Below are 25697 nucleotides of genomic sequence, written 5' to 3'. Positions count from 1 at the left end.
GCGTCACTTGATGCCGGCTTAGCTCAGTTGGTAGAGCAACTGACTTGTAATCAGTAGGTCACCAGTTCGATTCCGGTAGCCGGCACCATCAAGTAGGTGGGATTCCCGAGCGGCCAAAGGGAGCAGACTGTAAATCTGCCGTCACAGACTTCGAAGGTTCGAATCCTTCTCCCACCACCATCTCAACCTTACTGGTTGAGAGCAGATAAACAGCCTGTTTGTCTGTCGGTGAGTCACTTCTCTCACCCCAAATTCAAACTGCGCTTCGGCACAGTTAAAGGTCGGTCAGCAACGCTGGCAGACTTCGAATAGTAGGGGAACATCTCTTATTATTCACAAGCTACAGAAAGAACAGGTAGCCGAGTTCCAGGATGCGGGCATCGTATAATGGCTATTACCTCAGCCTTCCAAGCTGATGATGCGGGTTCGATTCCCGCTGCCCGCTCCAGATGTGCTGATATGGCTCAGTTGGTAGAGCGCACCCTTGGTAAGGGTGAGGTCCCCAGTTCGACTCTGGGTATCAGCACCACTTCCTTTATCTCCTCCCTGATTCTCTCTCTGTAAATCCTGCATTCAGGCAAAGCCTGGTTGATGTGATGATATCTTTGATATATCCGTGTCTTAGAGGGACAAGCGATGGCTAAAGAGCAATTTCAACGTAACAAACTGCACGTAAACGTGGGCACCATCGGTCACGTTGACCACGGTAAAACCACCCTGACTGCAGCAATCACCACCGTTCTGGCTAAAACCTACGGCGGCCAGGCTCGCGCATTCGACCAGATCGATAACGCGCCGGAAGAGAAGGCTCGTGGTATCACCATCAACACCTCTCACGTTGAGTACGAAACCCCGACTCGTCACTACGCGCACGTTGACTGCCCGGGCCACGCCGACTACGTGAAAAACATGATCACCGGTGCTGCTCAGATGGACGGCGCTATCCTGGTTGTTGCTGCGACTGACGGCCCGATGCCGCAGACCCGTGAGCACATCCTGCTGGGTCGTCAGGTTGGCGTTCCTTACATCATCGTGTTCCTGAACAAGTGCGACATGGTTGATGACGAAGAGCTGCTGGAGCTGGTTGAGATGGAAGTTCGTGACCTGCTGTCACAGTACGACTTCCCGGGCGACGACACGCCAATCGTTCGCGGTTCAGCGCTGAAAGCACTGGAAGGCGACGCAGAGTGGGAAGCGAAGATCGTTGAGCTGGCTGGCCACCTGGATACCTACATCCCGGATCCGGTTCGTGCTATCGACCTGCCGTTCCTGCTGCCGATCGAAGACGTATTCTCAATCTCTGGCCGTGGTACCGTTGTTACCGGTCGTGTTGAGCGCGGCATCGTGAAAGTGGGCGACGAAGTTGAAATCGTTGGTATCAAAGACACCGCGAAATCAACCTGTACCGGCGTTGAAATGTTCCGCAAACTGCTGGATCAGGGTCAGGCTGGTGAGAACGTCGGCGTTCTGCTGCGTGGTATCAAGCGTGAAGAGATCGAGCGTGGTCAGGTACTGGCTAAGCCGGGCTCAATCAAGCCGCACACCACTTTCGTGTCAGAAGTATACGTTCTGTCCAAAGAAGAAGGCGGTCGTCACACTCCGTTCTTCAAAGGCTACCGTCCGCAGTTCTACTTCCGTACGACTGACGTGACTGGCAACATCGAACTGCCGGAAGGCGTTGAGATGGTAATGCCGGGCGACAACATCAAGATGACCGTTACTCTGATCCACCCGATCGCGATGGACCAGGGTCTGCGCTTCGCAATCCGCGAAGGCGGCCGTACCGTTGGCGCGGGCGTTGTTGCTGAAGTTATCGCTTAATTACGATAATATTTGACGCAATGCATACGGAAAGGGCATCATTTGATGCCCTTTTTGCACGCTGTTACATAGAACCTGGCTCATCAGTGATTTTCGGTCATAATCATTGCTGAGACAGGCTCTGTTGCGCGGCGTAGGATACCGAGTTACGCCCAAAAGCTCATTCGGTTTGGATGCCTCGCCTTGCGGGGCAAAATAGTTTCTGAATTATTGTGGCAGGTTGGTTTATGAGTGCGAATACCGAAGCTCAAGGGAGCGGGCGCGGCCTGGAAGCGATAAAGTGGCTGGCTGTTGTTGCGTTGCTGCTGGTAGCCATCGTAGGCAATTATATTTATCGCGACGTGACGCTGCCTTTACGTGCGCTGGCTGTCGTGGTGCTGATTGCGGCCGCGGGCGGCATTGCGCTGCTGACGGTTAAAGGCAAAGCAACCGTGGCTTTTGCGCGTGAAGCACGCACCGAAATGCGTAAGGTCATTTGGCCGACTCGCCAGGAAACGCTGCATACCACGTTAATCGTTGCCGCGGTTACCGCCGTGATGTCACTGATTTTGTGGGGGCTGGATGGTATTCTGGTCCGTCTGGTATCGTTTATCACTGGCCTGAGGTTCTGAGATGTCTGAAGCTCCAAAAAAACGCTGGTACGTCGTGCAGGCGTTTTCCGGCTTTGAAGGCCGCGTAGCACAGTCGCTGCGCGAGCACATCAAATTGCACAACATGGAAGAGCTTTTCGGCGACGTCATGGTTCCTACTGAAGAAGTGGTAGAGATCCGCGGCGGTCAGCGTCGTAAAAGCGAACGCAAATTTTTCCCCGGCTACGTGCTGGTGCAGATGGTGATGAATGACGCCAGCTGGCACCTGGTACGCAGCGTCCCGCGCGTAATGGGTTTCATCGGCGGCACCTCTGACCGCCCTGCGCCGATCAGCGATAAAGAAGTGGATGCGATCATGAACCGCCTGCAGCAGGTGGGTGACAAGCCGCGTCCGAAGACGCTGTTCGAACCGGGCGAGATGGTACGCGTCAACGACGGCCCGTTCGCCGACTTCAACGGCGTGGTCGAAGAAGTGGATTACGAGAAGAGCCGCCTGAAAGTTTCTGTTTCAATCTTTGGCCGCGCAACGCCGGTCGAACTGGACTTTGGGCAGGTGGAGAAAGGTTAATCACCTTGCTCACATTTTGACTCTTGCAGCAGGCGCGAAATTTAACTATAATTTCGCGCCTTTTGTTTTTATGCGCTGGCAACAGCGTGTGAACTGTTATCACGGGGAGCCTGTTTTTCAGGCGCTATACCCAACTGAGGAATAATCATGGCCAAGAAAGTACAAGCCTACGTCAAGCTGCAGGTTGCAGCAGGTATGGCTAACCCGAGCCCACCGGTAGGTCCGGCTCTGGGTCAGCAGGGCGTTAACATCATGGAATTCTGTAAAGCGTTCAACGCCAAAACGGAATCCCTGGAGAAAGGTCTGCCGACTCCGGTTGTTATCACCGTTTACAGCGACCGTTCTTTCACCTTCGTTACCAAAACTCCGCCGGCCGCCGTTCTGCTGAAAAAAGCAGCGGGCATCAAGTCTGGTTCTGGTAAGCCGAACAAAGACAAAGTCGGTAAAGTAACCCGTGCTCAGGTACGTGAAATCGCAGAAACCAAAGCTGCGGACATGACTGGTGCTGACGTAGAAGCGATGACTCGCTCTATCGAAGGTACTGCTCGTTCCATGGGCCTGGTAGTGGAGGACTAAGAAATGGCTAAGCTGACCAAGCGCATGCGCGTGATCCGTGACAAAGTTGATGCGACCAAACAGTACGATGTCACTGAAGCTGTTGCTCTGCTGAAAGAACTGGCTACCGCTAAGTTTGTAGAGAGCGTGGACGTTGCCGTTAACCTCGGCATCGACGCACGTAAATCTGACCAGAACGTTCGTGGTGCGACCGTTCTGCCGCACGGTACTGGTCGTTCAGTACGCGTTGCCGTCTTTACCCAGGGCGCAAACGCCGAAGCTGCTAAAGCAGCTGGCGCTGAGCTGGTAGGGATGGAAGATCTGGCTGAGCAGATCAAAAAAGGCGAAATGAACTTTGACGTTGTTATCGCTTCTCCGGATGCGATGCGCGTTGTAGGCCAGCTGGGCCAGGTTCTGGGTCCGCGCGGCCTGATGCCAAACCCGAAAGTTGGTACCGTAACGCCGAACGTTGCTGAAGCAGTTAAAAACGCTAAAGCGGGTCAGGTTCGTTACCGTAACGACAAAAACGGCATCATCCACACCACCATCGGTAAAGTGGACTTTGACGCTGACAAGCTGAAAGAAAACCTGGAATCTCTGCTGGTTGCGCTGAAAAAAGCGAAACCTGCTCAGGCGAAAGGCGTTTACATCAAGAAAATCAGCCTGTCTACCACCATGGGCGCTGGCGTTGCCATCGACCAGGCGGGTCTGAACGCAGCAGCAAACTAATTGCTGCTTGAAACGGGCGAAAAATTCACCTAGAATCTTACGCCCGTTGTTCTGGTAAAACAGACACTGAATTTATATCTCGCTGTGACTTTCGCATTCGCTTCGGCGACGCGGCGGAAACAGCGGGGTAGGTTGGAGCCAGGCCTTTCCTGGCCTCCGTCCAAGACCGCAGGCGCGGCCCATCTTCGGATGTGACGCTTAATCCCCTGCGTAGACGGTGACAGAGCCAAAAAGAATTTTTTCTTAACTGGATTCTGCTCACCGTGTTTTAGCGCTTACCTTCCTTTAGGTCGGTAGGTGAAGTGAGTTCCGGAGAAATTCATCTCCGGCCAAAATCCAGGAGCAAAAGCTAATGGCATTAAATCTTCAAGACAAACAAGCGATTGTTGCTGAAGTCAGCGAAGTAGCCAAAGGCGCGCTGTCAGCGGTTGTTGCGGATTCTCGCGGCGTTACCGTTGATAAAATGACCGAACTGCGTAAAGCAGGTCGTGAAGCTGGCGTTTACATGCGTGTTGTTCGTAACACCCTGCTGCGCCGCGTCGTTGAAGGTACTCAGTTCGAGTGCCTGAAAGACACGTTTGTTGGTCCGACCCTGATTGCATACTCTATGGAACACCCGGGCGCTGCTGCTCGTCTGTTCAAAGATTTCGCGAAAGCGAATGCAAAATTTGAGGTCAAAGCTGCAGCCTTTGAAGGTGAGCTGATCCCGGCGGCACAAATTGACCGTCTGGCAACGCTGCCGACTTACGAAGAAGCACTGGCACGTCTGATGTCGACCATGAAAGAAGCCGCTGCTGGCAAACTGGTCCGCACTCTGGCTGCTGTTCGCGATGCAAAAGAAGCGGCTTAAGGCCAGATTCTTTTCTTTCGCACTTGCTAACGTATAAACTTTTTCTGATTCTTAGGAACAATTGTCATGTCTATCACTAAAGATCAAATTCTGGAAGCCGTTGCCGCTATGTCCGTAATGGAAGTAGTTGAGCTGGTTTCTGCTATGGAAGAAAAATTCGGCGTTTCTGCTGCTGCCGCTGTAGCTGTAGCTGCTGGCCCGGCTGAAGCTGTTGAAGAGAAAACTGAATTCGACGTCGTTCTGAAATCTGCTGGCGCGAACAAAGTAGCTGTAATCAAAGCCGTACGTAGCGCAACTGGTCTGGGCCTGAAAGAAGCCAAAGACCTGGTTGAAGCAACTGGCGTGATCAAAGAAGGCATCAGCAAAGACGACGCAGCTGCACTTGAAGCTGCTCTGAAAGAAGCTGGCGCAGAAGTTGAAGTTAAGTAAGACAACCTTTTGGTTGCAGCCTGAGTAAAATCAGGCTGATGGCTGGTGGCTTTTGGGTCACCAGCCTTTTTGCGCTCAAGAGCCTTGATGGGGTTTCGCACTGTTTGTCCATCGCTGCTCTTCAATATCTTTTTCTATCGACGACTTAATATACTGCTTTCCTGCGCGGGTTCCCTGCCCATGCTAATGCAATGAAATGATTTAAGAGTGATAGAAAGATGTATTGCATGTGACCTCCGTGTCGCATGAATCAAACAAAATAGTGTTGCATGAACTGTCCTTCAGGACGGACAGCGTGGGTCGACTTGTCAGCTAGCTGAGGAACCCTATGGTTTACTCCTATACCGAGAAAAAACGTATTCGTAAGGATTTTGGTAAACGTCCGCAAGTACTGGACATACCTTATCTCCTTTCTATCCAGCTTGACTCGTTCCAGAAGTTTATCGAGCAAGATTCGGAAGGTCAGTACGGACTGGAAGCAGCCTTCCGTTCCGTCTTCCCCATTCAGAGTTACAGCGGTAACTCCGAGCTGCAATACGTCAGCTACCGTCTGGGCGAACCCGTCTTTGACGTTAAAGAGTGTCAGATTCGTGGCGTGACGTTCTCAGCTCCGCTGCGCGTCAAGCTGCGTCTGGTGATCTACGAGCGCGAAGCGCCGGAAGGCACCGTAAAAGACATTAAAGAACAAGAAGTCTACATGGGCGAAATCCCGCTCATGACCGACAACGGTACCTTTGTTATCAACGGTACCGAACGCGTTATCGTTTCTCAGCTGCATCGTAGTCCTGGCGTCTTCTTCGACAGCGATAAAGGTAAAACCCACTCATCGGGTAAAGTGCTCTATAACGCACGCATCATTCCTTATCGCGGTTCATGGCTCGACTTCGAGTTCGACCCGAAAGACAACCTGTTCGTACGTATCGACCGTCGTCGTAAGCTGCCGGCCAGTATCATTCTGCGCGCGCTGAACTACACCACTGAGCAGATCCTCGATCTGTTCTTCGAGAAAGTGGTGTTTGAGATTCGCGACAACAAGCTGCAGATGGAGCTGGTGCCAGAGCGCCTGCGCGGCGAAACCGCCTCTTTCGATATCGAAGCCAACGGCAACGTCTACGTCGAAAAAGGCCGTCGCATCACTGCGCGCCACATTCGTCAGCTGGAAAAAGATGGTATTCAGCACATCGAAGTACCGGTTGAATACATCGCGGGCAAAGTGGTCGCAAAAGATTACATCGACGAGAGCACCGGCGAGCTGATCGTACCGGCGAACATGGAGCTTTCCATGGATCTGCTGGCCAAGCTGAGCCAGGCGGGTCACAAGCGTATCGAAACGCTGTTCACCAACGATCTGGATCACGGCCCGTACATCTCCGAGACCCTGCGCGTCGACCCGACCAACGATCGCCTGAGCGCGCTGGTTGAGATCTACCGCATGATGCGTCCTGGCGAGCCGCCGACGCGTGAAGCTGCTGAGAACCTGTTCGAGAACCTGTTCTTCTCAGAAGATCGTTACGATCTGTCAGCTGTCGGCCGCATGAAGTTCAACCGTTCGCTGCTGCGTGATGAAATCGAAGGCTCAGGCATCCTGAGCAAAGAAGACATCATCGAAGTGATGAAGAAGCTGATCGACATCCGTAACGGTAAAGGCGAAGTGGACGATATCGACCACCTCGGCAACCGTCGTATTCGTTCAGTGGGCGAAATGGCGGAAAACCAGTTCCGCGTTGGCCTGGTTCGCGTAGAGCGCGCGGTGAAAGAGCGTCTGTCGCTGGGCGACCTCGACACGCTGATGCCGCAGGACATGATCAACGCCAAGCCGATTTCGGCGGCGGTGAAAGAGTTCTTTGGCTCCAGCCAGCTCTCTCAGTTTATGGATCAGAACAACCCGCTGTCAGAGATTACGCATAAGCGTCGTATCTCTGCACTCGGCCCAGGCGGCCTGACGCGTGAGCGCGCCGGCTTCGAAGTTCGAGACGTACACCCGACGCACTACGGTCGCGTATGTCCAATCGAAACCCCTGAAGGTCCGAACATCGGTCTGATCAACTCGCTGTCTGTGTACGCGCAGACCAACGAGTACGGATTCCTGGAAACGCCGTATCGTCGCGTTATCGACGGCGTGGTTTCTGACGAAATCCATTACCTCTCTGCAATCGAAGAGGGTAACTACGTTATCGCTCAGGCGAACGCCCAGCTGGATGAAGAAGGTCACTTTGTTGATGACCTCGTCACCTGCCGTAGCAAAGGCGAATCGAGCCTGTTCAGCCGCGATCAGGTTGACTACATGGACGTTTCCACCCAGCAGGTGGTTTCTGTCGGTGCGTCACTGATCCCGTTCCTGGAGCACGATGATGCTAACCGCGCCCTGATGGGTGCGAACATGCAACGTCAGGCCGTACCAACTCTGCGCGCTGACAAGCCGCTGGTAGGTACCGGTATGGAGCGCGCGGTAGCGGTTGACTCCGGCGTAACCGCCGTAGCGAAACGTGGCGGTACCGTTCAGTACGTTGATGCTTCTCGTATCGTTATCAAAGTTAACGAAGATGAGATGTATCCGGGCGAAGCGGGTATCGACATCTACAACCTGACTAAGTACACCCGTTCTAACCAGAACACCTGCATCAACCAGATGCCGTGTGTGTCGCTGGGCGAGCCGGTCGAGCGCGGCGACGTGCTGGCTGACGGTCCGTCAACCGACCTGGGCGAACTGGCGCTTGGCCAGAACATGCGCGTCGCGTTCATGCCGTGGAACGGCTACAACTTCGAAGACTCCATCCTCGTTTCCGAGCGTGTGGTTCAGGAAGACCGTTTCACCACCATCCATATTCAGGAACTGGCGTGCGTGTCTCGTGACACCAAGCTGGGGCCAGAAGAGATCACCGCTGATATCCCGAACGTGGGTGAAGCTGCGCTCTCCAAACTGGATGAATCCGGCATCGTTTATATCGGTGCGGAAGTAACCGGCGGCGATATCCTGGTGGGCAAGGTTACGCCGAAAGGTGAAACCCAGCTGACGCCAGAAGAGAAACTGCTGCGCGCTATCTTCGGCGAAAAAGCGTCCGACGTGAAAGATTCGTCGCTGCGCGTGCCGAACGGCGTGTCTGGTACCGTTATCGACGTACAGGTCTTTACCCGCGATGGCGTGGAAAAAGACAAGCGTGCGCTGGAAATCGAAGAGATGCAGCTGAAGCAGGCGAAGAAAGACCTGTCTGAAGAACTGCAGATCCTCGAAGCGGGCCTGTTTGGCCGTATCCAGGCCGTGCTGATCTCTGGCGGCGTAGAAGCCGACAAGCTCGACAAGCTGCCGCGCGAGCGCTGGCTGGAGCTGGGCCTGACCGACGAAGAGAAGCAGAACGCGCTGGAGCAGCTGGCTGAGCAGTACGACGAACTGAAGCACGAGTTTGAGAAAAAGCTCGAAGCCAAGCGTCGTAAGATCACTCAGGGCGATGACCTCGCGCCGGGCGTGCTGAAAATCGTTAAGGTCTATCTGGCCGTTAAACGTCAGATTCAGCCGGGCGACAAGATGGCAGGCCGTCACGGTAACAAAGGTGTTATCTCTAAGATCAACCCGATCGAAGATATGCCTTACGACGAGAACGGCACGCCGGTCGACATCGTACTGAACCCGCTGGGCGTACCGTCACGTATGAACATCGGTCAGATCCTGGAAACGCATCTGGGTATGGCGGCAAAAGGCATCGGCGACAAGATCAACGCCATGCTGAAGCGTCAGGAAGAAGTCGCGAAACTGCGCGAATTCATCCAGCGTGCCTATGACCTGGGCGCGGACGTGCGTCAGCGCGTTGACCTCAACACCTTCTCTGATGATGAAGTGTTGCGTCTGGCCGAGAACCTGAAGAAAGGTATGCCGATCGCAACGCCGGTGTTCGACGGTGCGAAAGAGAGCGAAATCAAAGAGCTGCTGCAGCTTGGCGATTTGCCGACTTCTGGCCAGATCACGCTGTTTGACGGCCGTACCGGTGAGCAGTTCGAGCGTCCGGTTACCGTTGGCTACATGTACATGCTGAAACTGAACCACCTGGTTGATGACAAGATGCATGCGCGTTCCACCGGTTCTTACAGCCTGGTTACTCAGCAGCCGCTGGGTGGTAAAGCACAGTTCGGTGGTCAGCGCTTCGGTGAGATGGAAGTGTGGGCGCTGGAAGCATACGGCGCGGCATATACCCTGCAGGAAATGCTTACCGTTAAGTCTGATGACGTGAACGGTCGTACGAAGATGTATAAAAACATCGTCGACGGCAACCATCAGATGGAACCGGGCATGCCGGAATCCTTCAACGTACTGTTGAAAGAGATTCGCTCGCTGGGCATCAACATCGAGCTGGAAGACGAGTAAGCACTCGCAAGTACTGGTTACGGGGCGCGCAGTTTCGGCTGCGCGCCCCTGAGAGTTCCACTCCGACGGGAGCTAATCCGTGAAAGACTTACTTAAGTTTCTGAAAGCGCAAACTAAGACCGAAGAGTTTGATGCGATCAAAATTGCGCTGGCTTCGCCAGACATGATCCGTTCCTGGTCGTTCGGTGAAGTGAAAAAGCCGGAAACCATCAACTACCGTACCTTCAAGCCTGAGCGTGACGGTCTTTTCTGCGCCCGTATTTTCGGACCGGTAAAAGATTACGAGTGCCTGTGCGGTAAGTACAAGCGCCTGAAACACCGCGGCGTGATCTGTGAGAAGTGCGGCGTCGAAGTGACCCAGACCAAAGTGCGTCGTGAGCGCATGGGCCACATCGAGCTGGCTTCTCCGACCGCGCACATCTGGTTCCTGAAGTCGCTGCCGTCCCGTATCGGTCTGCTGCTGGATATGCCGCTGCGCGATATCGAACGCGTGCTCTACTTTGAATCTTACGTGGTTGTCGAAGGTGGCATGACCAACCTCGAAAAACGTCAGATTCTGACCGAAGAGCAGTACCTTGACGCGCTGGAAGAGTTCGGTGACGAATTCGACGCGAAAATGGGTGCCGAAGCGATCCAGGCGCTGCTGAAAAATATGGATCTGGAGCAAGAGTGCGAGCAGCTGCGTGAAGAGCTGAACGAAACTAACTCCGAGACCAAGCGTAAGAAGCTGACCAAGCGCATCAAGCTGCTGGAAGCGTTCGTTCAGTCTGGCAACAAGCCGGAGTGGATGATCCTGACCGTGCTGCCCGTGCTGCCGCCGGATCTGCGTCCGCTGGTTCCGCTGGACGGCGGTCGTTTCGCAACGTCAGATCTGAACGATCTTTATCGTCGCGTGATCAACCGTAACAACCGTCTGAAGCGTCTGCTGGATCTGGCTGCGCCGGACATCATCGTACGCAACGAAAAACGTATGCTGCAGGAAGCGGTCGACGCCCTGCTGGATAACGGTCGTCGCGGTCGTGCGATCACCGGTTCTAACAAGCGTCCGCTGAAATCTTTGGCCGATATGATCAAAGGTAAGCAGGGTCGTTTCCGTCAGAACCTGCTCGGTAAGCGCGTTGACTACTCCGGTCGTTCTGTTATCACCGTAGGTCCATACCTGCGTCTGCATCAGTGCGGCCTGCCGAAGAAAATGGCGCTGGAGCTGTTCAAACCCTTTATCTACGGCAAGCTGGAGCTGCGTGGCCTGGCCACCACCATTAAAGCCGCGAAGAAAATGGTTGAGCGCGAAGAAGCGGTCGTCTGGGATATCCTGGATGAAGTTATCCGCGAGCACCCGGTTCTGCTGAACCGTGCGCCGACGCTGCACCGTCTGGGTATCCAGGCGTTTGAACCGGTTCTGATCGAAGGTAAAGCGATCCAGCTGCACCCGCTGGTGTGTGCGGCCTATAACGCCGACTTCGATGGTGACCAGATGGCTGTTCACGTACCGCTGACGCTGGAAGCCCAGCTGGAAGCGCGTGCGCTGATGATGTCCACCAACAACATCCTGTCACCTGCGAACGGCGAGCCAATCATCGTTCCTTCTCAGGACGTTGTACTGGGTCTGTACTACATGACCCGTGACTGTGTTAACGCCAAAGGCGAAGGCATGGTGCTGACCGGCCCGAAAGAAGCTGAGCGTGTTTATCGCGCTGGCCTCGCATCGCTGCACGCTCGCGTTAAGGTACGTATTACCGAGCACGAGAAAAACGAGCAGGATGAGTGGGTAGCTAAAACCAGCATCATCGACACCACCATCGGCCGCGCCATCCTGTGGATGATCGTGCCGAAAGGTCTGCCGTTCTCCATCGTTAACCAGGCGCTGGGCAAAAAAGCTATCTCCAAAATGCTGAACACCTGTTACCGCATTTTGGGCCTGAAGCCGACCGTTATCTTTGCTGACCAGACCATGTACACCGGTTTCGCCTACGCTGCCCGTTCAGGCGCGTCTGTCGGCATCGACGACATGGTGATCCCAGAGAAGAAAGTGGAAATCATCACCGAAGCGGAAGCGGAAGTGGCTGAGATCCAGGAGCAGTTCCAGTCTGGTCTGGTTACCGCGGGCGAGCGTTACAACAAAGTCATCGATATCTGGGCTGCGGCGAACGAGCGCGTAGCGAAGGCGATGATGGAAAACCTCTCTACTGAAACCGTGATTAACCGTGACGGCGAAGAAGAGAAACAGGTTTCCTTTAACAGCATCTTTATGATGGCCGACTCTGGTGCGCGTGGTTCTGCGGCACAGATTCGTCAGCTGGCGGGTATGCGTGGTCTGATGGCGAAGCCGGATGGCTCCATCATCGAGACGCCGATTACCGCGAACTTCCGTGAAGGTCTGAACGTACTCCAGTACTTCATCTCGACCCACGGTGCGCGTAAAGGTCTGGCGGATACCGCACTGAAAACGGCGAACTCCGGTTATCTGACGCGTCGTCTGGTTGACGTTGCGCAGGATCTGGTTGTGACCGAAGACGACTGCGGCACCTTCGAAGGCATCATGATGACGCCGGTTATCGAAGGCGGCGACGTTAAAGAGCCGCTGCGCGAGCGCGTACTGGGTCGTGTGACCGCAGAAGACGTGCTGAAGCCGGGCACCGCTGACATCCTGGTTCCGCGTAATACGCTGCTGGATGAGCACTGGTGTGATGTGGTTGAACAGAACTCTGTCGACACCATCAAAGTTCGCTCTGTTGTAAGCTGTGAAACCGATTTTGGTGTCTGTGCACACTGCTACGGTCGCGACCTGGCACGTGGTCACATCATCAACAAAGGTGAAGCGATCGGTGTTATCGCGGCACAGTCCATCGGTGAGCCGGGTACACAGCTGACCATGCGTACCTTCCACATCGGTGGTGCGGCATCGCGTGCGGCAGCTGAATCCAGCATTCAGGTGAAGAACAAAGGTACTATCAAACTGACCAACGCCAAGTCGGTAACCAACTCCGCTGGCAAACTGGTTATTACCTCGCGTAACGTCGAACTGAAAATGATCGATGAGTTTGGCCGTACTAAAGAGAGCTATAAAGTCCCTTACGGCGCGACCATGGCGAAAGGTGACGGCGAGCAGGTTGCAGCGGGCGAAACCGTTGCGAACTGGGATCCGCACACCATGCCGGTTATCACCGAAGTGAGCGGCTATATTCGCTTTACTGACATGATCGATGGCCAGACCATCACGCGTCAGACTGACGAACTGACCGGTCTCTCTTCGCTGGTGGTACTGGATACCGCTGAGCGTACGGCTGGTGGTAAAGACCTGCGTCCGGCGCTGAAAATCGTCGATGAGCAGGGCGAAGACGTTCTGATCCCGGGCACCGACATGCCGGCTCAGTACTTCCTGCCGGGCAAAGCGATCGTTCAGCTGGAAGATGGTAAGAAAATCAGCTCTGGTGACACCCTGGCGCGTGTGCCTCAGGAATCTGGCGGTACCAAGGACATCACCGGTGGTCTGCCGCGCGTTGCCGACCTGTTCGAAGCGCGTCGTCCGAAAGAGCCAGCAATCCTGGCGGAGATCAGCGGTATCATCTCCTTCGGTAAAGAGACCAAAGGTAAACGTCGTCTGGTAATTACGCCGGTTGATGGCAGCGAGCCTTACGAAGAGATGATTCCGAAATGGCGTCAGCTCAACGTGTTTGAAGGTGAGCGCGTAGAACGTGGTGACGTGGTTTCCGACGGTCCGGAATCTCCGCATGACATTCTGCGTCTGCGTGGCGTCCATGCTGTGACCCGTTACATCACTAACGAAGTGCAGGAAGTTTACCGCCTGCAGGGCGTTAAGATTAACGATAAGCACATCGAAGTCATCGTTCGTCAGATGCTGCGTAAAGCTACCATCATGAGCGCGGGAAGCACCGACTTCCTGGAAGGTGAGCAGGCGGAAGTCTCTCGCATCAAGATCTCTAACCGCGATCTCGAAGCGAACGGCAAAATCGGCGCGACCTATATGCGCGATCTGCTGGGTATCACCAAAGCGTCACTGGCAACCGAATCGTTCATCTCGGCAGCCTCGTTCCAGGAGACCACGCGTGTCCTGACCGAAGCCGCTGTTGCAGGCAAGCGCGACGAACTGCGCGGCCTGAAAGAGAACGTAATCGTGGGGCGTCTGATCCCGGCCGGTACCGGTTACGCTTACCATCAGGATCGTATGCGTCGTAAAGCCGCAGGTGAAGTACCGGCTGCGCCGCAGGTTACTGCGGATGAAGCCTCTGCCAGCCTGGCTGAACTGCTGAACGCCGGTCTCGGCGGCAGCGACAACGACTAATCGCTCTTCGCGTAATAAAAACCCTGCCTCGGCAGGGTTTTTTTTTAGCTATGCAAAAGCAACCTGATGATAACGGCTGGGCAATAGCCTCTCTGGAGAGGGCGTGACCTATGCCGCAGCGGGCGCGAACAGCAGCTCGAAGCTGTGCATTGGGCCCATTTCAACGATCTGTAGAGAGAGCAAACCCGCCTTGACCATCGGAAGACGGGTCACTAATGTTTCCAGTTCGTCACGGGCTGAGGTTTCATAAATGGCGCCGATAATCAGCGGGCTGGCGGAGAAGTCGATCTCCCGCAGCGCGCCCGCCTTATGGTCATGCCATACCGTCTGCATTTCTGGCACCGCACAAGGCCTGAACTCCGCCGGTTCGCAATCGGCGACGGGTGTGAGCAACACTAAAAATTTCATATCATGATCTCCTGTCAGAGGCTCAACGTTAACAGCCGAAACCAGGCGCCTGTAGGCTGCCTCGCAGCAAGGAGATATTGACCAGATGGCAACACCGCTCTTTTCATCCAGCCTGACTCAGCTGCTCTGGTTCGCGCGTATCGTGGAAGCGGGATCCTTTGCCGAGGCCGCACGCCGCGCCGGCACAACCACCTCGGCCGTCTCCAAAGCGTTAAGCCGGTTCGAGGGTCAGCATGGCGTGCGCCTGCTGCACCGCACCACGCACGCGCTGTCGCTGACCGACGAGGGCGAGAGGATGCTGATGCTGGCGCGCGGGCTGCTGGAGGAGGTTAATCAGGTGGAGAAGGCTCTGAGCGGCATCGAGGGCGAGGGCGCCAGCGGCCGGGTGCGCCTTTCCGTTCCATCCGCTTTCGGCCGAGCCTGTATTATGCCAGCGCTGCCCGCCTTTCTTGCCGCGCATCCCGAGATCTCCTTGGAAATGCACTTCAGCGACGCGATGGTGGATTTAGCGAGCGGCGGCTATGATTTCGCGATCCGCTCCGGCCCGCTGGAAGCCTGGCCCGGCCACTCCGCCCGTAAGCTCTTTAGCTTTCCCTGGGTCGCCTGCGCCACGCCGGGCTATCTGGCGCAGCACGGCGAGCCCTCTACGCCTTTTGAACTCAGCGCGCATAGTCAGATCGGGTTCTGGAATCTCAATAAAGGACGGGCGGACGCCTGGCGTTTTCGTTCACCTGAAGAGGGCAGCGCGGTACGCTGGGAGCCCGCCTCGCGCTATCTGTTCGACGACGGCCAGGCTGTATGGCAGATGGTTCGCGCCGGCATCGGCATCGGCTGGGCGCCTGCGTGGCTTGGCGCATCTGATTTCGCCAGCGGCGCGGTGGTCGAGATCTTAAAAGCCTGGCGAACAGAGAGAACAAATATGTGGGTGCTGCGTCTGGAGCGGCGGCTAACGCCGCGACGTACGCAGACGGTTATCGATTTTTTAATGACGCTTTTCTCGCCTTATGAATCCCTGGTGTAACTATCGAGCCTGAACGCAGGAGTGGCAGGCAGACAGGAACGCTCTGCCTGCCAGGGTGAAACAGAGCACAGGGCGCGCTTTATAAAGATTCAGCACGCTAGCGTCGCTCGCTTTCAATATCGCCGCGCGTCAAACCAATATCTTTGAGTTGCGCATCGCTGAGGTGCAGCAGGATCTGACGCGTCTTACGCCGCTGGTGGATCGCTTTGATGCCTTGCGCGATGGCGCGCAGCAGATGCCAGGGCGTTACTGAAAAAGGTTTCGCCGCGCAGTTTTCTTCGTATCCCATTTTAATTTCCTCATCAGGTGAACTGAGAAGTAGTTTCTGCCTGATGGCCGAAAGGATACAGACGCAAAATTCGACTTTATTTAACATACAGATTGCCGCAGGCGGCCTCTGAATGGTAAAAAAATAGTCTTTCTGTACTGCTTCTTTACTTCTCTGCCTGACGGGAGCCGAACATGACGCGTTATCAACAGCTGGCGATGCATCTGGCGCAGCGCATCGAGCAGGGCCTCTATCGCAGCGGCGAGAAGCTGCCTTCAGTGCGTACGCTGAGCCTTGAGCACGGCGTCAGCATCAGCACCGTGCAGCAGGCGTACCACGTGCTGGAGGAGAAGCAGCTGATTACGCCGCAGCCGCGTTCCGGCTATTTCGTCGCGCCGCGTAAGGCTACGCCGCCGGTTCCGGCGCTGACGCGTCCGGTGCAGCGTCCTGTTGAGATTACGCAGTGGGAATCGGTGCTGGATCTGCTTGAGAGTCGTCTTGAAGGCGATGTGCTGCAGCTGGGTAGCGGTATGCCTAACCTCACGCAGCCTACCCTTAAGCCGCTGTGGAAAATCCTCAGCCGCCAGGCGCAGCGGCAGGAAACGCAGATCCTCAGCTACGACAATCTGTATGGCGTCACCGTTCTGCGCGAACAGGTGGCGCGGCTGGCGATCGACAGCGGCTGCCAGCTGTCGGTTGACGATATCGTTATTACCACCGGCTGCCATGAGGCGCTGTCGGTTTCGATCCGCGCGGTATGCGAGCCGGGCGATATTATCGCGGTGGAGTCGCCGTCGTTTCACGGCATCATGCAGACCCTGCGCGGCTTCGGCATTCGCGCCATTGAGATCCCTACCGATTCGGTCACCGGTATCAGCCTGGAGGCGCTTGAACTGGCGTTTGAGCAGTGGCCTATTAAGGCGGTGATGGTGGTGCCCAACTGTAATAATCCGCTGGGCTTTATTATGCCGGAGTCGCGCAAGCGCGCGCTGCTGACGCTGGCGCAGCGTTTTGACGTGGCGGTGATTGAGGATGACGTATACGGCGAGCTGGCCTGGGAGTATCCGCGACCATCCACCCTGAAATCGCTCGATCTGGATGGTCGGGTGCTGCTGTGCAGCTCTTTTTCGAAAACGGTCGCGCCTGGCCTGCGTATCGGCTGGGTTGCGCCGGGACGCTATCGCGATCGCGTGCTGCATATGAAATATATCGCCACCGGCTCGAGCAACACGCTGGCGCAGCATGCCATGGCGGAGTTTATTCGCCAGGGCTACTATCAGCCGCATCTGCGGCGCATGCGCCAGCTCTACCAGCGCCACTACGACTGCTTTAGCTGCTGGGTGCGCCACTATTTTCCCTGCGGCATCTGCGTGTCGCGTCCGCAGGGCGGCTTTATGATGTGGGTCGAACTGCCGGAAGCGTTTGACGCCGTGCGGCTTAATCGCGAGCTGCGCGATTCGCATATTCAGATTGCGGTTGGATCGCTGTTCTCCGCGTCGGGAAAATATCGCAACTGCCTGCGATTGAGCTTTGCGGTAACGCCGGATGAGCATGTCGAAAAGGCGCTGGAAAAAGTAGGCCAGGCCGTCGAGCGCGCGATAGCCGCCTGCGCGAGCGAACACTCTCCAGACTCCCTGCAGCATGAAACCCTCCTGACGAAATAGTGAGGCAGGGCCGGAGTGGGTGAAGGGGAGGTCCCGGCCCTGGCCGGGCGGAATACCCGGCGAAAGCCACTGTAGCGCGGCAGAAAAACGGCGCGAGCGAGAAAGTCTGTCGCTGCGCGCCGTTTTCCACGCTTTTTACCGGCGTTGCGGGATGTTGCCCCGTTTTGCGCGGCGCGTTCCGCGTTATAAACCCGGCGGCGGTTCCGCCAGCGCAAGCAGCGCCTGGGTCGCGGCGCGCCAGTCCGGTGCCTGGGTAATGGCGCTGACGACGGCGATGCTGCCGACGCCGGTCGCCAGCACTGCCGGCGCGCGCGCCAGGCTAATGCCGCCAATCGCCACGGTGGAGATGCCTTCAAGCCGCGCAATATGCCGCTGAAGCTCGATCAGCCCCTGCGGCGCCGACGGCATCGCTTTGGTCTGGGTAGGAAAAATATGCCCCAGCGCGATATAGGAAGGGCGTATCGCCAGCGCGCGATCCAGCTCGTGGTCGTCATGGGTCGACAGGCCCAGCCGCAACCCCGCCTCACGAATGGCGTTAAGATTTGCGACATCCAGATCCTCCTGGCCCAGATGCACGCCGTAGGCGCGATGCTTAATCGCCAGCCGCCAGTAGTCGTTGATAAACAGACGGGCGTTGTAACGCTTGCCGAGCGCAATCGCCTCTGCAACCGCAGGCTCAACCGCCTCGTCCTGCTGATCTTTAATGCGCAGCTGGATCGTGCGCACGCCGGCCTCCAGCAGTCGCGCAATCCATTCCACGCTGTCGACGACGGGGTAGAGCCCTAAGCGCGGCGCGGTGGTGGGAAAGGGGGCGTTCACAGCTTCTCCTCGTTCAGCGCGTCGGCTGAGTGATAAAGCTCGCCGCCGCGGCGGCGAAAGGTTTCAGACATCTGCTGCATGCCGATTGCGATCGGCTGCGCCTCGCCTTGCTGACTGGCAGCATAGTCGCGCACCTCCTGGCTGATTTTCATCGAACAGAATTTCGGCCCGCACATCGAGCAGAAGTGCGCGACTTTGCCTGACTCCTGCGGCAGGGTTTCGTCGTGATAGGCGCGCGCGGTGTGGGGATCGAGCGCCAGGTTAAACTGATCCTCCCAGCGGAATTCAAAGCGCGCCTTGGACATGGCGTTATCGCGGATCTGCGCGCCGGGGTGCCCCTTCGCCAGATCCGCCGCGTGGGCGGCGATCTTATAGGTAATCAGCCCCTGCTTAACGTCCTCTTTATTCGGCAGGCCGAGGTGCTCTTTGGGCGTTACGTAGCAGAGCATGGCGCAGCCGAACCAGCCGATCATGGCGGCGCCGATGCCGGAGGTAAAATGATCGTAGCCGGGGGCGATATCGGTCGTCAGCGGGCCGAGCGTATAGAATGGCGCTTCGTGGCAGTGCTCCAGCTGCTCGGTCATATTGCGGCGGATCATCTGCATCGGGATATGGCCGGGGCCTTCGATCATCACCTGCACGTCATACTCCCAGGCGATCTTCGTCAGCTCCCCCAGCGTGTGCAGCTCAGCGAACTGCGCCTCGTCGTTGGCGTCCTGAATCGAGCCGGGACGCAGGCCGTCGCCGAGCGACAGAGCGACGTCATAGGCGGCGCAGATTTCACAAATCTCGCGAAAGTGTTCGTAGAGAAAACTCTCCCGATGATGCGACAGACACCATTTAGCCATAATCGACCCGCCGCGCGAGACGATGCCGGTGAGCCGCTTTGCCGTCATCGGCACATAGCGCAGCAGCACGCCGGCGTGGATAGTGAAGTAGTCGACGCCTTGCTCCGCCTGCTCCAGCAGCGTGTCGCGGAAGACCTCCCAGTCGAGATTTTCCGCAACGCCGTTGACCTTCTCCAGCGCCTGGTAAACAGGGACAGTGCCGATGGGGACCGGGCTGTTGCGCAGGATCCACTCGCGCGTCTCATGGATATAGCGGCCGGTAGAGAGATCCATCACGGTATCGGCGCCCCAGCGCGTCGACCAGACCAGTTTCTCTACCTCTTCTTCGATGGAAGAGGTGACCGCTGAGTTGCCGATATTGGCGTTGACCTTGACCAGAAAGTTGCGGCCGATAATCATCGGCTCCGATTCGGGATGGTTGATGTTGGCGGGAATGATGGCGCGTCCGGCGGCCACCTCCTGGCGCACGAACTCAGGGGTAATATTTTCCGGCAGCTGCGCGCCAAAGCCGTAGCCCTCATGCTGCTGGCGCAGCACTTCGCTGCGGATGCGTTCGCGACCCATGTTCTCGCGCAGGGCGATAAACTCCATTTCCGGCGTGATGATGCCCTGACGCGCGTAATGAAGTTGGGTGACGCGCCGTCCCGCCTTTGCACGCCGCGGCTGCGGCAGCCGCTCGAAGCGCAGATGGTCGAGCCCGTCGTCGGCCAGCCGCTGCTGGGTATAGCGCGAACTGGTGTGCGTCAGAACGTCGCTGTCGTCGCGCGCGGCAATCCAGTCGGCGCGCAGCTTCGCCAGCCCGCGCTGCACGTCGATAACCGCCTCGGGATCGCCGTAGGGGCCGGCGGTATCATAGACCGGCACGGCCTCATTCTCTTCATAGCGTGGACGATCTTTATCGCCGCCGAGCAGCGTCGGGCTAAGCTGGATCTCACGCATCGGCACGCGAATATCGTCGCGGCTGCCCTGGATCCAGATACGTTTCGAGTTGGGGAAAGCGACGCCGCTCTGAAGCGCCTCAATAAAGGCCTGCGCCTGAGCGCGCTGTTCACGTCGGTTGGTTTTGGTCGTAGACATAGCAATTTTCCTGTTGAGGGGGAACGTTGCTTGTCCGGAGTTCGGAAGGAGTAACAGAGACGGCAGGCAAAAACGCCAGCGTACTGATGATATTTACTCTTGTTCCCTTCGCAGGTTCTAACCTGATCAGGTTCCGCGGATCCCGAATTAACGGTCTCAGCCCTTGCGGGCACTCCGACAAGATTTCGTTTTACGCTTTACACGCAAAACGCCCGTGCACATGGCACAAAAAACAAAACGGGTTTTCGACGAGAGAACCGAAAACCCGTTCAGCATAGAAGGGCTGGTTCAGAATAACAAGCGATTTACAATTGGCTAACCTTAAGCCGGACGCGACAGCTGCGTGCTGTCGTTGGCTACCGGCGCGCGCACCAGGCTGTTGTCCCAGGCGAGCTGAATTAACTTGTCTTCCAGGGTAAAGCGCGCTTCCAGCACTTCGCCGACTTCCGACAGCGCCAGCTGAAAATCGACGCAGTTATCATCGTCGATCGACTGCTGCAGATGGCCGTCATAAAGCTGCATCAGGCGCTCGGTGTTGGCCTCCAGCGGCGGATAGACCTGCGCGGCGGCAATCATCGGGCTGTCGCCTTCCATCTCATTAATGATGCGCTCGTAAATGCTGAAGTGGCCAGCGGAAAGATAGTCGACCAGGCCGTGACAAAAATTGTCGAGCGCCTGCTCGTCTAAGGTGGTGAGCGCATCTTTGTTCGGCTTCAGCCCAACCAGATGGTAATAAGAAACAAGTAGCTGGCGACGGGCGTCCAGCCACGTATCTACCAGTTCGTTGCTGCCACCTACGCGCTCGGTCAGGACGTTTAACTGGTTAAGCATATCTGACTCCATGTAAAGAAAGTTCCCTTCCCGTCGCGCTGTGGCTGGCGTGGTGCCGCCTGCAAGCTGGACGATTTAGGGTATAGTTGTTTGTCTACACACTTAACATCAGGACTTCAGCGTATCGATAGGACGCTAAGGATGACGATTAGATGCAACATGAGATCTCAAGCGTAGACGCTGGATGGTGGATTGTCAGCCATGAACAGAAACTTTGGTTGCCGCAGGGCGATCTGCCTCACGGCAGCGCCGCTGCGTTTAAGCTGGCCGGAAGCAGAGCGCAGGCGGTTGGCGAGTGGCAAGGCGAAACGGTATGGCTGGTGTGTGAAAATCGCGATCGCGATATGTTTTCGGTGCGTCAGCTGATCGATGAAGAGCCGGGGCTGTTTCAGCTCGCCGGGCGCGCCGTACAGCTGGCGGAGTTTTACCGTTCGCATCGCTTCTGCGGCTACTGCGGCCACGAAATGCATCTGAGCAAGCATGAAAACGCCTGTCTGTGCGGACACTGCCGCGAGCGCTACTATCCGCAAATCGCGCCCTGCATTATCGTCGCTATCCGCCGCGGCGACGAAATATTGCTGGCGAACCATGCGCGTCATCGCAACAGCATTTATACCGTGCTGGCGGGCTTTGTCGAGGTGGGCGAGACGCTGGAGCAGGCGGTCGCGCGCGAGGTGATGGAAGAGAGTAACGTCCGCGTCAAAAACCTGCGCTACATTACGTCGCAGCCCTGGCCCTTCCCGCATTCGCTGATGATGGCCTTTATGGCGGAGTATGACGGCGGCGATCTGCAAATCGATAATAAAGAGCTGCTGGACGCCGGCTGGTACCGCTACGACGCGCTGCCGCTGCTGCCACCGCCGGGCACCGTGGCGCGCCGGCTAATTGAAGATACCGTCGCCATCTGCCGCGGCGAGGCGTAAGAAGTGTTACACTACGCGCCTGAAATTGAGAGAGTCCTGAAATGAGTGAACTGAAGAACGATCGTTATCTGCGTGCCCTGTTACGTCAACCCGTCGATATCACGCCGGTATGGATGATGCGACAAGCCGGGCGTTATTTGCCGGAGTATAAAGCGACGCGCGCCGTAGCCGGCGATTTTATGTCGCTGTGCAAAAACGCCGAACTGGCGTGTGAAGTGACCCTGCAGCCGCTGCGCCGCTATCCGCTCGACGCGGCGATCCTCTTCAGCGATATCCTGACTATTCCCGACGCGATGGGACTGGGACTCTACTTTGAAAGCGGCGAAGGCCCGCGCTTCTCTAATCCGATTACCTGCCGCGCCGATGTCGACAAACTGCCGGTGCCCGATCCAGAGCAGGAACTCGGCTATGTGATGAACGCCGTGCGCACCATTCGCAAAAACCTCAACGGCGAAGTGCCGCTGATCGGTTTTTCCGGCAGTCCCTGGACGCTGGCGACGTATATGGTTGAAGGCGGCAGCAGCAAGGCCTTCACTAAAATCAAAAAAATGATGTATGCCGATCCCGCTACGCTCCATGCGATGCTCGATAAGCTGGCAGACAGCGTCATTCTCTACCTCAACGCGCAGATCCGCGCCGGCGCGCAGTCGGTTATGGTGTTTGACACCTGGGGCGGCGTATTGACCGGCCGCGATTACCGCGACTTCTCGCTCTACTACATGCATAAGATCGTCGACAGCGTGCTGCATGAGAACGAAGGGCGCCGCGTGCCGATTACGCTCTTCACCAAAGGGGGCGGGCAGTGGCTGGAGGCGATGGCCGCGACCGGCTGCGATGCGCTCGGTCTGGACTGGACCACCGATATTGGCGAGGCGCGTCGTCGCGTTGGCGATAAAGTCGCGCTGCAGGGCAACATGGATCCGTCTATGCTTTATGCGCCGGCTGCGCGTATCGAGCAGGAAGTCGCGGGCATTCTCGACGGCTTCGGCGCGGGCAGCGGTCACGTCTTCAATCTGGGGCATGGCATCCATCAGGATGTGCCGCCAGAGCATGCAGGCGTGTTCGTTGAGGCGGTGCACCGCCTCTCAGGCCAATATCATCAGGAGTAAGTATGGACATTGCTGCACTGCGCGCAGAACAGATACAGCGCGCTGCAGAGGTCGTGCGGCAGGATGATTTCGACGTTCTGCCGCCGCGTTTTATCGGCGGTGCCGACGTCGGATTCGAACAGGAAGGGGCGGTGACGCGCGCCGCCCTGGTTATCCTCGAATATCCTTCCCTGAAGCTGGTGGAGCATCGCGTCGCGCGCATCGCCACCACCATGCCCTATATTCCCGGCTTCCTCTCTTTTCGCGAATATCCTGCGCTGCTGGCGGCATGGGAAATGCTTGAGCGCAAACCGGATCTTCTTTTTGTCGACGGACACGGCATTTCGCACCCGCGTCGCCTCGGCGTCGCCTCCCACTTTGGCTTACTGGTTGACGTTCCGACCATCGGCGTGGCGAAAAAGCGTCTGTGCGGCCGCTTTGCCGAACTGGATGCCGAGCCGGGATCGCGCCAGCCGCTGATAGACAAAGGCGAGCAGATCGGCTGGGTATGGCGCAGCAAAGCGCGCTGCAACCCGCTTTTCGTCGCGACCGGTCACCGCGTCAGCCTGGATAGCGCGCTGCACTGGGTGGAAAAGTGCATGGGCGGCTATCGCCTGCCGGAACCGACGCGCTGGGCCGATGCCGTCGCCTCCAATCGCACCGCCTTTCAGCGCTGGCAAAGCGCGCTTTAACGCTGTGCGCGCGGCGCTTTTGCGGTACACTGCCGCCAGCTAAACGATGAAGAGCCCTGTTCATGTTACAAAACCCCGTTCACCTGCGTCTGGCTAAGCTGGAAAGCTGGCAGCATCTGACCTTTATGGCTTGCCTGTGCGAGCGTATGTTCCCTAATTACTGGGCATTCTGCCAGCAGACGCAATTCGCCGATCCGGCGCTTTATCGTCGCCTTCTCGACCTTATCTGGGAAAGCCTGACGGTCAAAGATGCCAAAATCAATTTTGACAGCCAGCTGGAAAAGCTTGAAGCGGCGATTCCCGACGGCGAGGCATTCGATATCTACGGGGTTTATCCCGCCATCGACGCCTGCGTGGCGCTAAGCGAAGTGCTGCACGCGATGCTGAGCGGCGAAACGCTGGAGCATGCAATTGAAGTGAGCAGGACCTCGATCACCACCGTTGCGATGCTGGAAATGACCCAGGCCGGACGCGAAATGAGCGACGAAGAGCTGCGCGAAAACCCTGCCGTGATCGACGAGTGGGACCTGCAATGGGAGATTTTCCGCCTGCTTGCCGACTGCGAAGAACGAGACCTTGAATTGATCAAAGGTTTGTGTTTGGACCTGCGGGAGGCGGGAATCAGCAACATCGGTATAAATTTTCAGCAGTAAGGCGGGAAAACGTGACTTCAGGCCCGAATTAGCGCGCCTGGAGGCTTCACATCGGCCCCCTCTCTGGTCTACATTTGGGGGGCTGAAAATTGTGGCTATCGGTGCGTGCAGGCTGAAGAGTGCCAGAATATGGCTTTTCCCTCGCACTCGTTGCTTAGCAAGCGATAAATACACTTTAAGGATAACTTATGAACAAGACTCAACTGATTGATGTGATCGCGGAAAAAGCGGACCTGTCGAAAACCCAGGCTAAAGCGGCTCTGGAATCAACTCTGGCTGCGATCACTGAGTCTCTGAAAGAAGGTGATGCTGTACAACTGGTTGGTTTTGGTACTTTTAAAGTGAACCACCGCGCTGAGCGTACCGGTCGCAACCCGCAAACTGGCAAAGAGATCAAAATCGCTGCGGCAAACGTACCGGCATTCGTATCTGGTAAAGCGCTGAAAGACTCTGTTAAATAAGACGTCGCACTGCGGTCAGAATTTTAAAAGAAGGGGCGGATTCGCCCCTTTTGTATTAGGGGCCAGCTATGCCGAACCTGCGTTCGCCCTCCTGTTTTGCCCTGCTTGCTCTACTTCTGCTTTCCGGGTGCGGTTCAACGCCCGACACGCCTCCTTTTAGCGCCAGCGGCTACCTTGCCGATCGCGGCGCGGTGCGCATCTGGCGCAAAAACAGCCATCTCACTATTCATCTGCGCACGCTCTACACGCCTTTTAACGGCGACGCGGCGGAAACTACCGACTATGTGTGGCAGGAAGAGAAGCTGGTCAGTATCGCGCGCCACGTTAACGGCAAGCAGCCGGACGATGTCACCTTACGCTTCGATCAGGATGGCAGCCTGAGCTTTATGCAGCGGCAGCTGGCCGATCGGCGCGAAGCGGTCGATCCCGATACGGTAGAACTCTATAAGTTCGATGCGCAGCGTATGCTGGCGCAGAGCAATGCGCTGCTTAGCGGTCGCGTGATGCTGAAGCAGGGCCAGTGGCTGGGCGCGAAGAAAATCGCCACCTGCGGCGGCGGGCGCGAGTCGCCATCCTTCGACAATTACGCGCTTCAGACGCTGGCGCAGCAGCAGCAACGCAGCAGCGCGCCGCTGCTGGTTTCCTGGCTGGAAGCGCCGGAAGGCACGCAGCTGCTGCGCGTCGCGCCGGGAGAAAGCTGCGATTCGCAGCCGAAAGAAGAGGATTTTTAGGGCAAAGAAAA

Annotated in this window: 22 protein-coding genes, 4 tRNA genes and 1 riboswitch; of the genes, 21 read left to right on the top strand and 5 right to left on the bottom strand. The window is 56.8% G+C overall.

Annotated features, from left to right (window positions below; all coding sequences use genetic code 11):
- Positions 1-12: 12 nt before the first annotated feature.
- The 13 genes from LB453_RS20840 to rpoC all read left to right on the top strand — a co-directional run bounded on the left by LB453_RS20840 (position 13) and on the right by rpoC (position 14202).
- Positions 13-88: transfer RNA gene (locus LB453_RS20840), tRNA-Thr, on the top strand.
- Positions 89-95: 7 nt separating this feature from the next.
- Positions 96-180: transfer RNA gene (locus LB453_RS20835), tRNA-Tyr, on the top strand.
- Between the two features lie 193 nt (positions 181-373).
- A tRNA-Gly gene (locus LB453_RS20830) sits at positions 374-448 on the top strand.
- 5 nt (positions 449-453) lie between these two features.
- Positions 454-529 (top strand) — tRNA-Thr (locus LB453_RS20825).
- Between the two features lie 107 nt (positions 530-636).
- Positions 637-1821: an elongation factor Tu gene (gene tuf, locus LB453_RS20820; RefSeq protein ID WP_224481567.1), complete on the top strand. Its 1185-nt coding sequence runs from the start codon at positions 637-639 to the stop codon at positions 1819-1821.
- A 227-nt stretch (positions 1822-2048) separates the two neighbouring features.
- Entirely contained in the window at positions 2049-2432 is a 384-nt protein-coding gene (gene secE, locus LB453_RS20815) for a preprotein translocase subunit SecE (protein WP_033755817.1), read from the top strand.
- A gap of 1 nt (position 2433) precedes the next feature.
- On the top strand, positions 2434-2979 hold the full coding sequence (gene nusG / locus LB453_RS20810; RefSeq protein ID WP_012439920.1) for a transcription termination/antitermination protein NusG: 546 nt from the start codon (positions 2434-2436) through the stop codon (positions 2977-2979).
- Positions 2980-3126: 147 nt separating this feature from the next.
- Positions 3127-3555: a 50S ribosomal protein L11 gene (gene rplK, locus LB453_RS20805; RefSeq protein ID WP_013507401.1), complete on the top strand. Its 429-nt coding sequence runs from the start codon at positions 3127-3129 to the stop codon at positions 3553-3555.
- A 3-nt stretch (positions 3556-3558) separates the two neighbouring features.
- Positions 3559-4263: a 50S ribosomal protein L1 gene (gene rplA / locus LB453_RS20800; protein ID WP_033793154.1), complete on the top strand. Its 705-nt coding sequence runs from the start codon at positions 3559-3561 to the stop codon at positions 4261-4263.
- A 352-nt stretch (positions 4264-4615) separates the two neighbouring features.
- Positions 4616-5113, top strand: a complete 498-nt coding sequence (rplJ, locus tag LB453_RS20795; protein ID WP_011091858.1) for a 50S ribosomal protein L10 — start codon at positions 4616-4618, stop codon at positions 5111-5113.
- Positions 5114-5179: 66 nt separating this feature from the next.
- Positions 5180-5542, top strand: a complete 363-nt coding sequence (gene rplL / locus LB453_RS20790; protein ID WP_033793155.1) for a 50S ribosomal protein L7/L12 — start codon at positions 5180-5182, stop codon at positions 5540-5542.
- 328 nt (positions 5543-5870) lie between these two features.
- Positions 5871-9899 carry a DNA-directed RNA polymerase subunit beta gene (rpoB, locus tag LB453_RS20785; protein ID WP_103797647.1) on the top strand — a complete coding sequence of 1343 codons (4029 nt, stop codon included), beginning with the start codon at positions 5871-5873 and terminating at the stop codon, positions 9897-9899.
- A 79-nt stretch (positions 9900-9978) separates the two neighbouring features.
- Entirely contained in the window at positions 9979-14202 is a 4224-nt protein-coding gene (gene rpoC, locus LB453_RS20780; RefSeq protein ID WP_103797646.1) for a DNA-directed RNA polymerase subunit beta', read from the top strand.
- Between the two features lie 108 nt (positions 14203-14310).
- On the opposite strand, the gene LB453_RS20775 is transcribed toward rpoC, so the two are convergent.
- Positions 14311-14610 (bottom strand): hypothetical protein, encoded by a 300-nt coding sequence (locus tag LB453_RS20775; RefSeq protein WP_103797645.1) that lies wholly within the window; start codon positions 14608-14610, stop codon positions 14311-14313.
- 85 nt (positions 14611-14695) lie between these two features.
- Here LB453_RS20775 and LB453_RS20770 point away from each other — a divergent pair, with 85 nt between their 5' ends.
- Positions 14696-15631: a LysR family transcriptional regulator gene (locus LB453_RS20770; protein ID WP_103797644.1), complete on the top strand. Its 936-nt coding sequence runs from the start codon at positions 14696-14698 to the stop codon at positions 15629-15631.
- Between the two features lie 97 nt (positions 15632-15728).
- On the opposite strand, the gene LB453_RS20765 is transcribed toward LB453_RS20770, so the two are convergent.
- The gene (locus tag LB453_RS20765; RefSeq protein WP_103797643.1) at positions 15729-15920 is read right to left on the bottom strand and encodes a DUF1127 domain-containing protein; all 192 of its coding nucleotides are present in this window, start codon (positions 15918-15920) and stop codon (positions 15729-15731) included.
- 173 nt (positions 15921-16093) lie between these two features.
- Between LB453_RS20765 and LB453_RS20760 the strand changes: the two genes are divergently transcribed.
- On the top strand, positions 16094-17563 hold the full coding sequence (locus LB453_RS20760; RefSeq protein WP_103797642.1) for a PLP-dependent aminotransferase family protein: 1470 nt from the start codon (positions 16094-16096) through the stop codon (positions 17561-17563).
- A 183-nt stretch (positions 17564-17746) separates the two neighbouring features.
- Here LB453_RS20760 and thiE read toward each other — a convergent pair whose 3' ends face one another.
- The 3 genes from thiE to rsd all read right to left on the bottom strand — a co-directional run bounded on the left by thiE (position 17747) and on the right by rsd (position 21138).
- Positions 17747-18382 (bottom strand): thiamine phosphate synthase, encoded by a 636-nt coding sequence (gene thiE, locus LB453_RS20755; RefSeq protein WP_224481566.1) that lies wholly within the window; start codon positions 18380-18382, stop codon positions 17747-17749.
- Positions 18379-20307 (bottom strand): phosphomethylpyrimidine synthase ThiC, encoded by a 1929-nt coding sequence (thiC, locus tag LB453_RS20750; RefSeq protein WP_103797640.1) that lies wholly within the window; start codon positions 20305-20307, stop codon positions 18379-18381. Before thiC ends, thiE begins: the two co-directional genes overlap by 4 nt.
- Positions 20308-20393: 86 nt before the next feature.
- Positions 20394-20494: riboswitch (TPP riboswitch) on the bottom strand.
- 134 nt (positions 20495-20628) lie between these two features.
- On the bottom strand, positions 20629-21138 hold the full coding sequence (gene rsd / locus LB453_RS20745) for a sigma D regulator (RefSeq protein ID WP_103797639.1): 510 nt from the start codon (positions 21136-21138) through the stop codon (positions 20629-20631).
- Positions 21139-21290: 152 nt separating this feature from the next.
- Between rsd and nudC the strand changes: the two genes are divergently transcribed.
- The 6 genes from nudC to LB453_RS20715 all read left to right on the top strand — a co-directional run bounded on the left by nudC (position 21291) and on the right by LB453_RS20715 (position 25686).
- Positions 21291-22061 carry an NAD(+) diphosphatase gene (gene nudC / locus LB453_RS20740; protein ID WP_103797638.1) on the top strand — a complete coding sequence of 257 codons (771 nt, stop codon included), beginning with the start codon at positions 21291-21293 and terminating at the stop codon, positions 22059-22061.
- A gap of 41 nt (positions 22062-22102) precedes the next feature.
- A complete protein-coding gene (gene hemE, locus LB453_RS20735; protein ID WP_103797637.1) occupies positions 22103-23170 on the top strand; it encodes a uroporphyrinogen decarboxylase in 1068 nt (355 codons plus the stop codon).
- A gap of 2 nt (positions 23171-23172) precedes the next feature.
- Positions 23173-23841 carry a deoxyribonuclease V gene (gene nfi / locus LB453_RS20730; protein ID WP_103797636.1) on the top strand — a complete coding sequence of 223 codons (669 nt, stop codon included), beginning with the start codon at positions 23173-23175 and terminating at the stop codon, positions 23839-23841.
- A gap of 62 nt (positions 23842-23903) precedes the next feature.
- On the top strand, positions 23904-24494 hold the full coding sequence (locus tag LB453_RS20725) for a YjaG family protein (protein ID WP_103797635.1): 591 nt from the start codon (positions 23904-23906) through the stop codon (positions 24492-24494).
- Between the two features lie 188 nt (positions 24495-24682).
- Complete coding sequence (gene hupA / locus LB453_RS20720; RefSeq protein WP_033755847.1) at positions 24683-24955, top strand: nucleoid-associated protein HU-alpha; 273 nt, start codon at positions 24683-24685, stop codon at positions 24953-24955.
- A gap of 68 nt (positions 24956-25023) precedes the next feature.
- Positions 25024-25686, top strand: a complete 663-nt coding sequence (locus LB453_RS20715; protein ID WP_103797634.1) for a DUF1481 domain-containing protein — start codon at positions 25024-25026, stop codon at positions 25684-25686.
- Positions 25687-25697: the final 11 nt, after the last annotated feature.

Origin of the sequence: Pantoea agglomerans (assembly GCF_020149765.1) — a bacterium.
In the GTDB taxonomy this organism is placed as follows: domain Bacteria; phylum Pseudomonadota; class Gammaproteobacteria; order Enterobacterales; family Enterobacteriaceae; genus Pantoea; species Pantoea alvi.
Note: the sequence above shows the minus strand (reverse complement) of the source record. Positions and strands in the feature narration are given on the sequence as shown.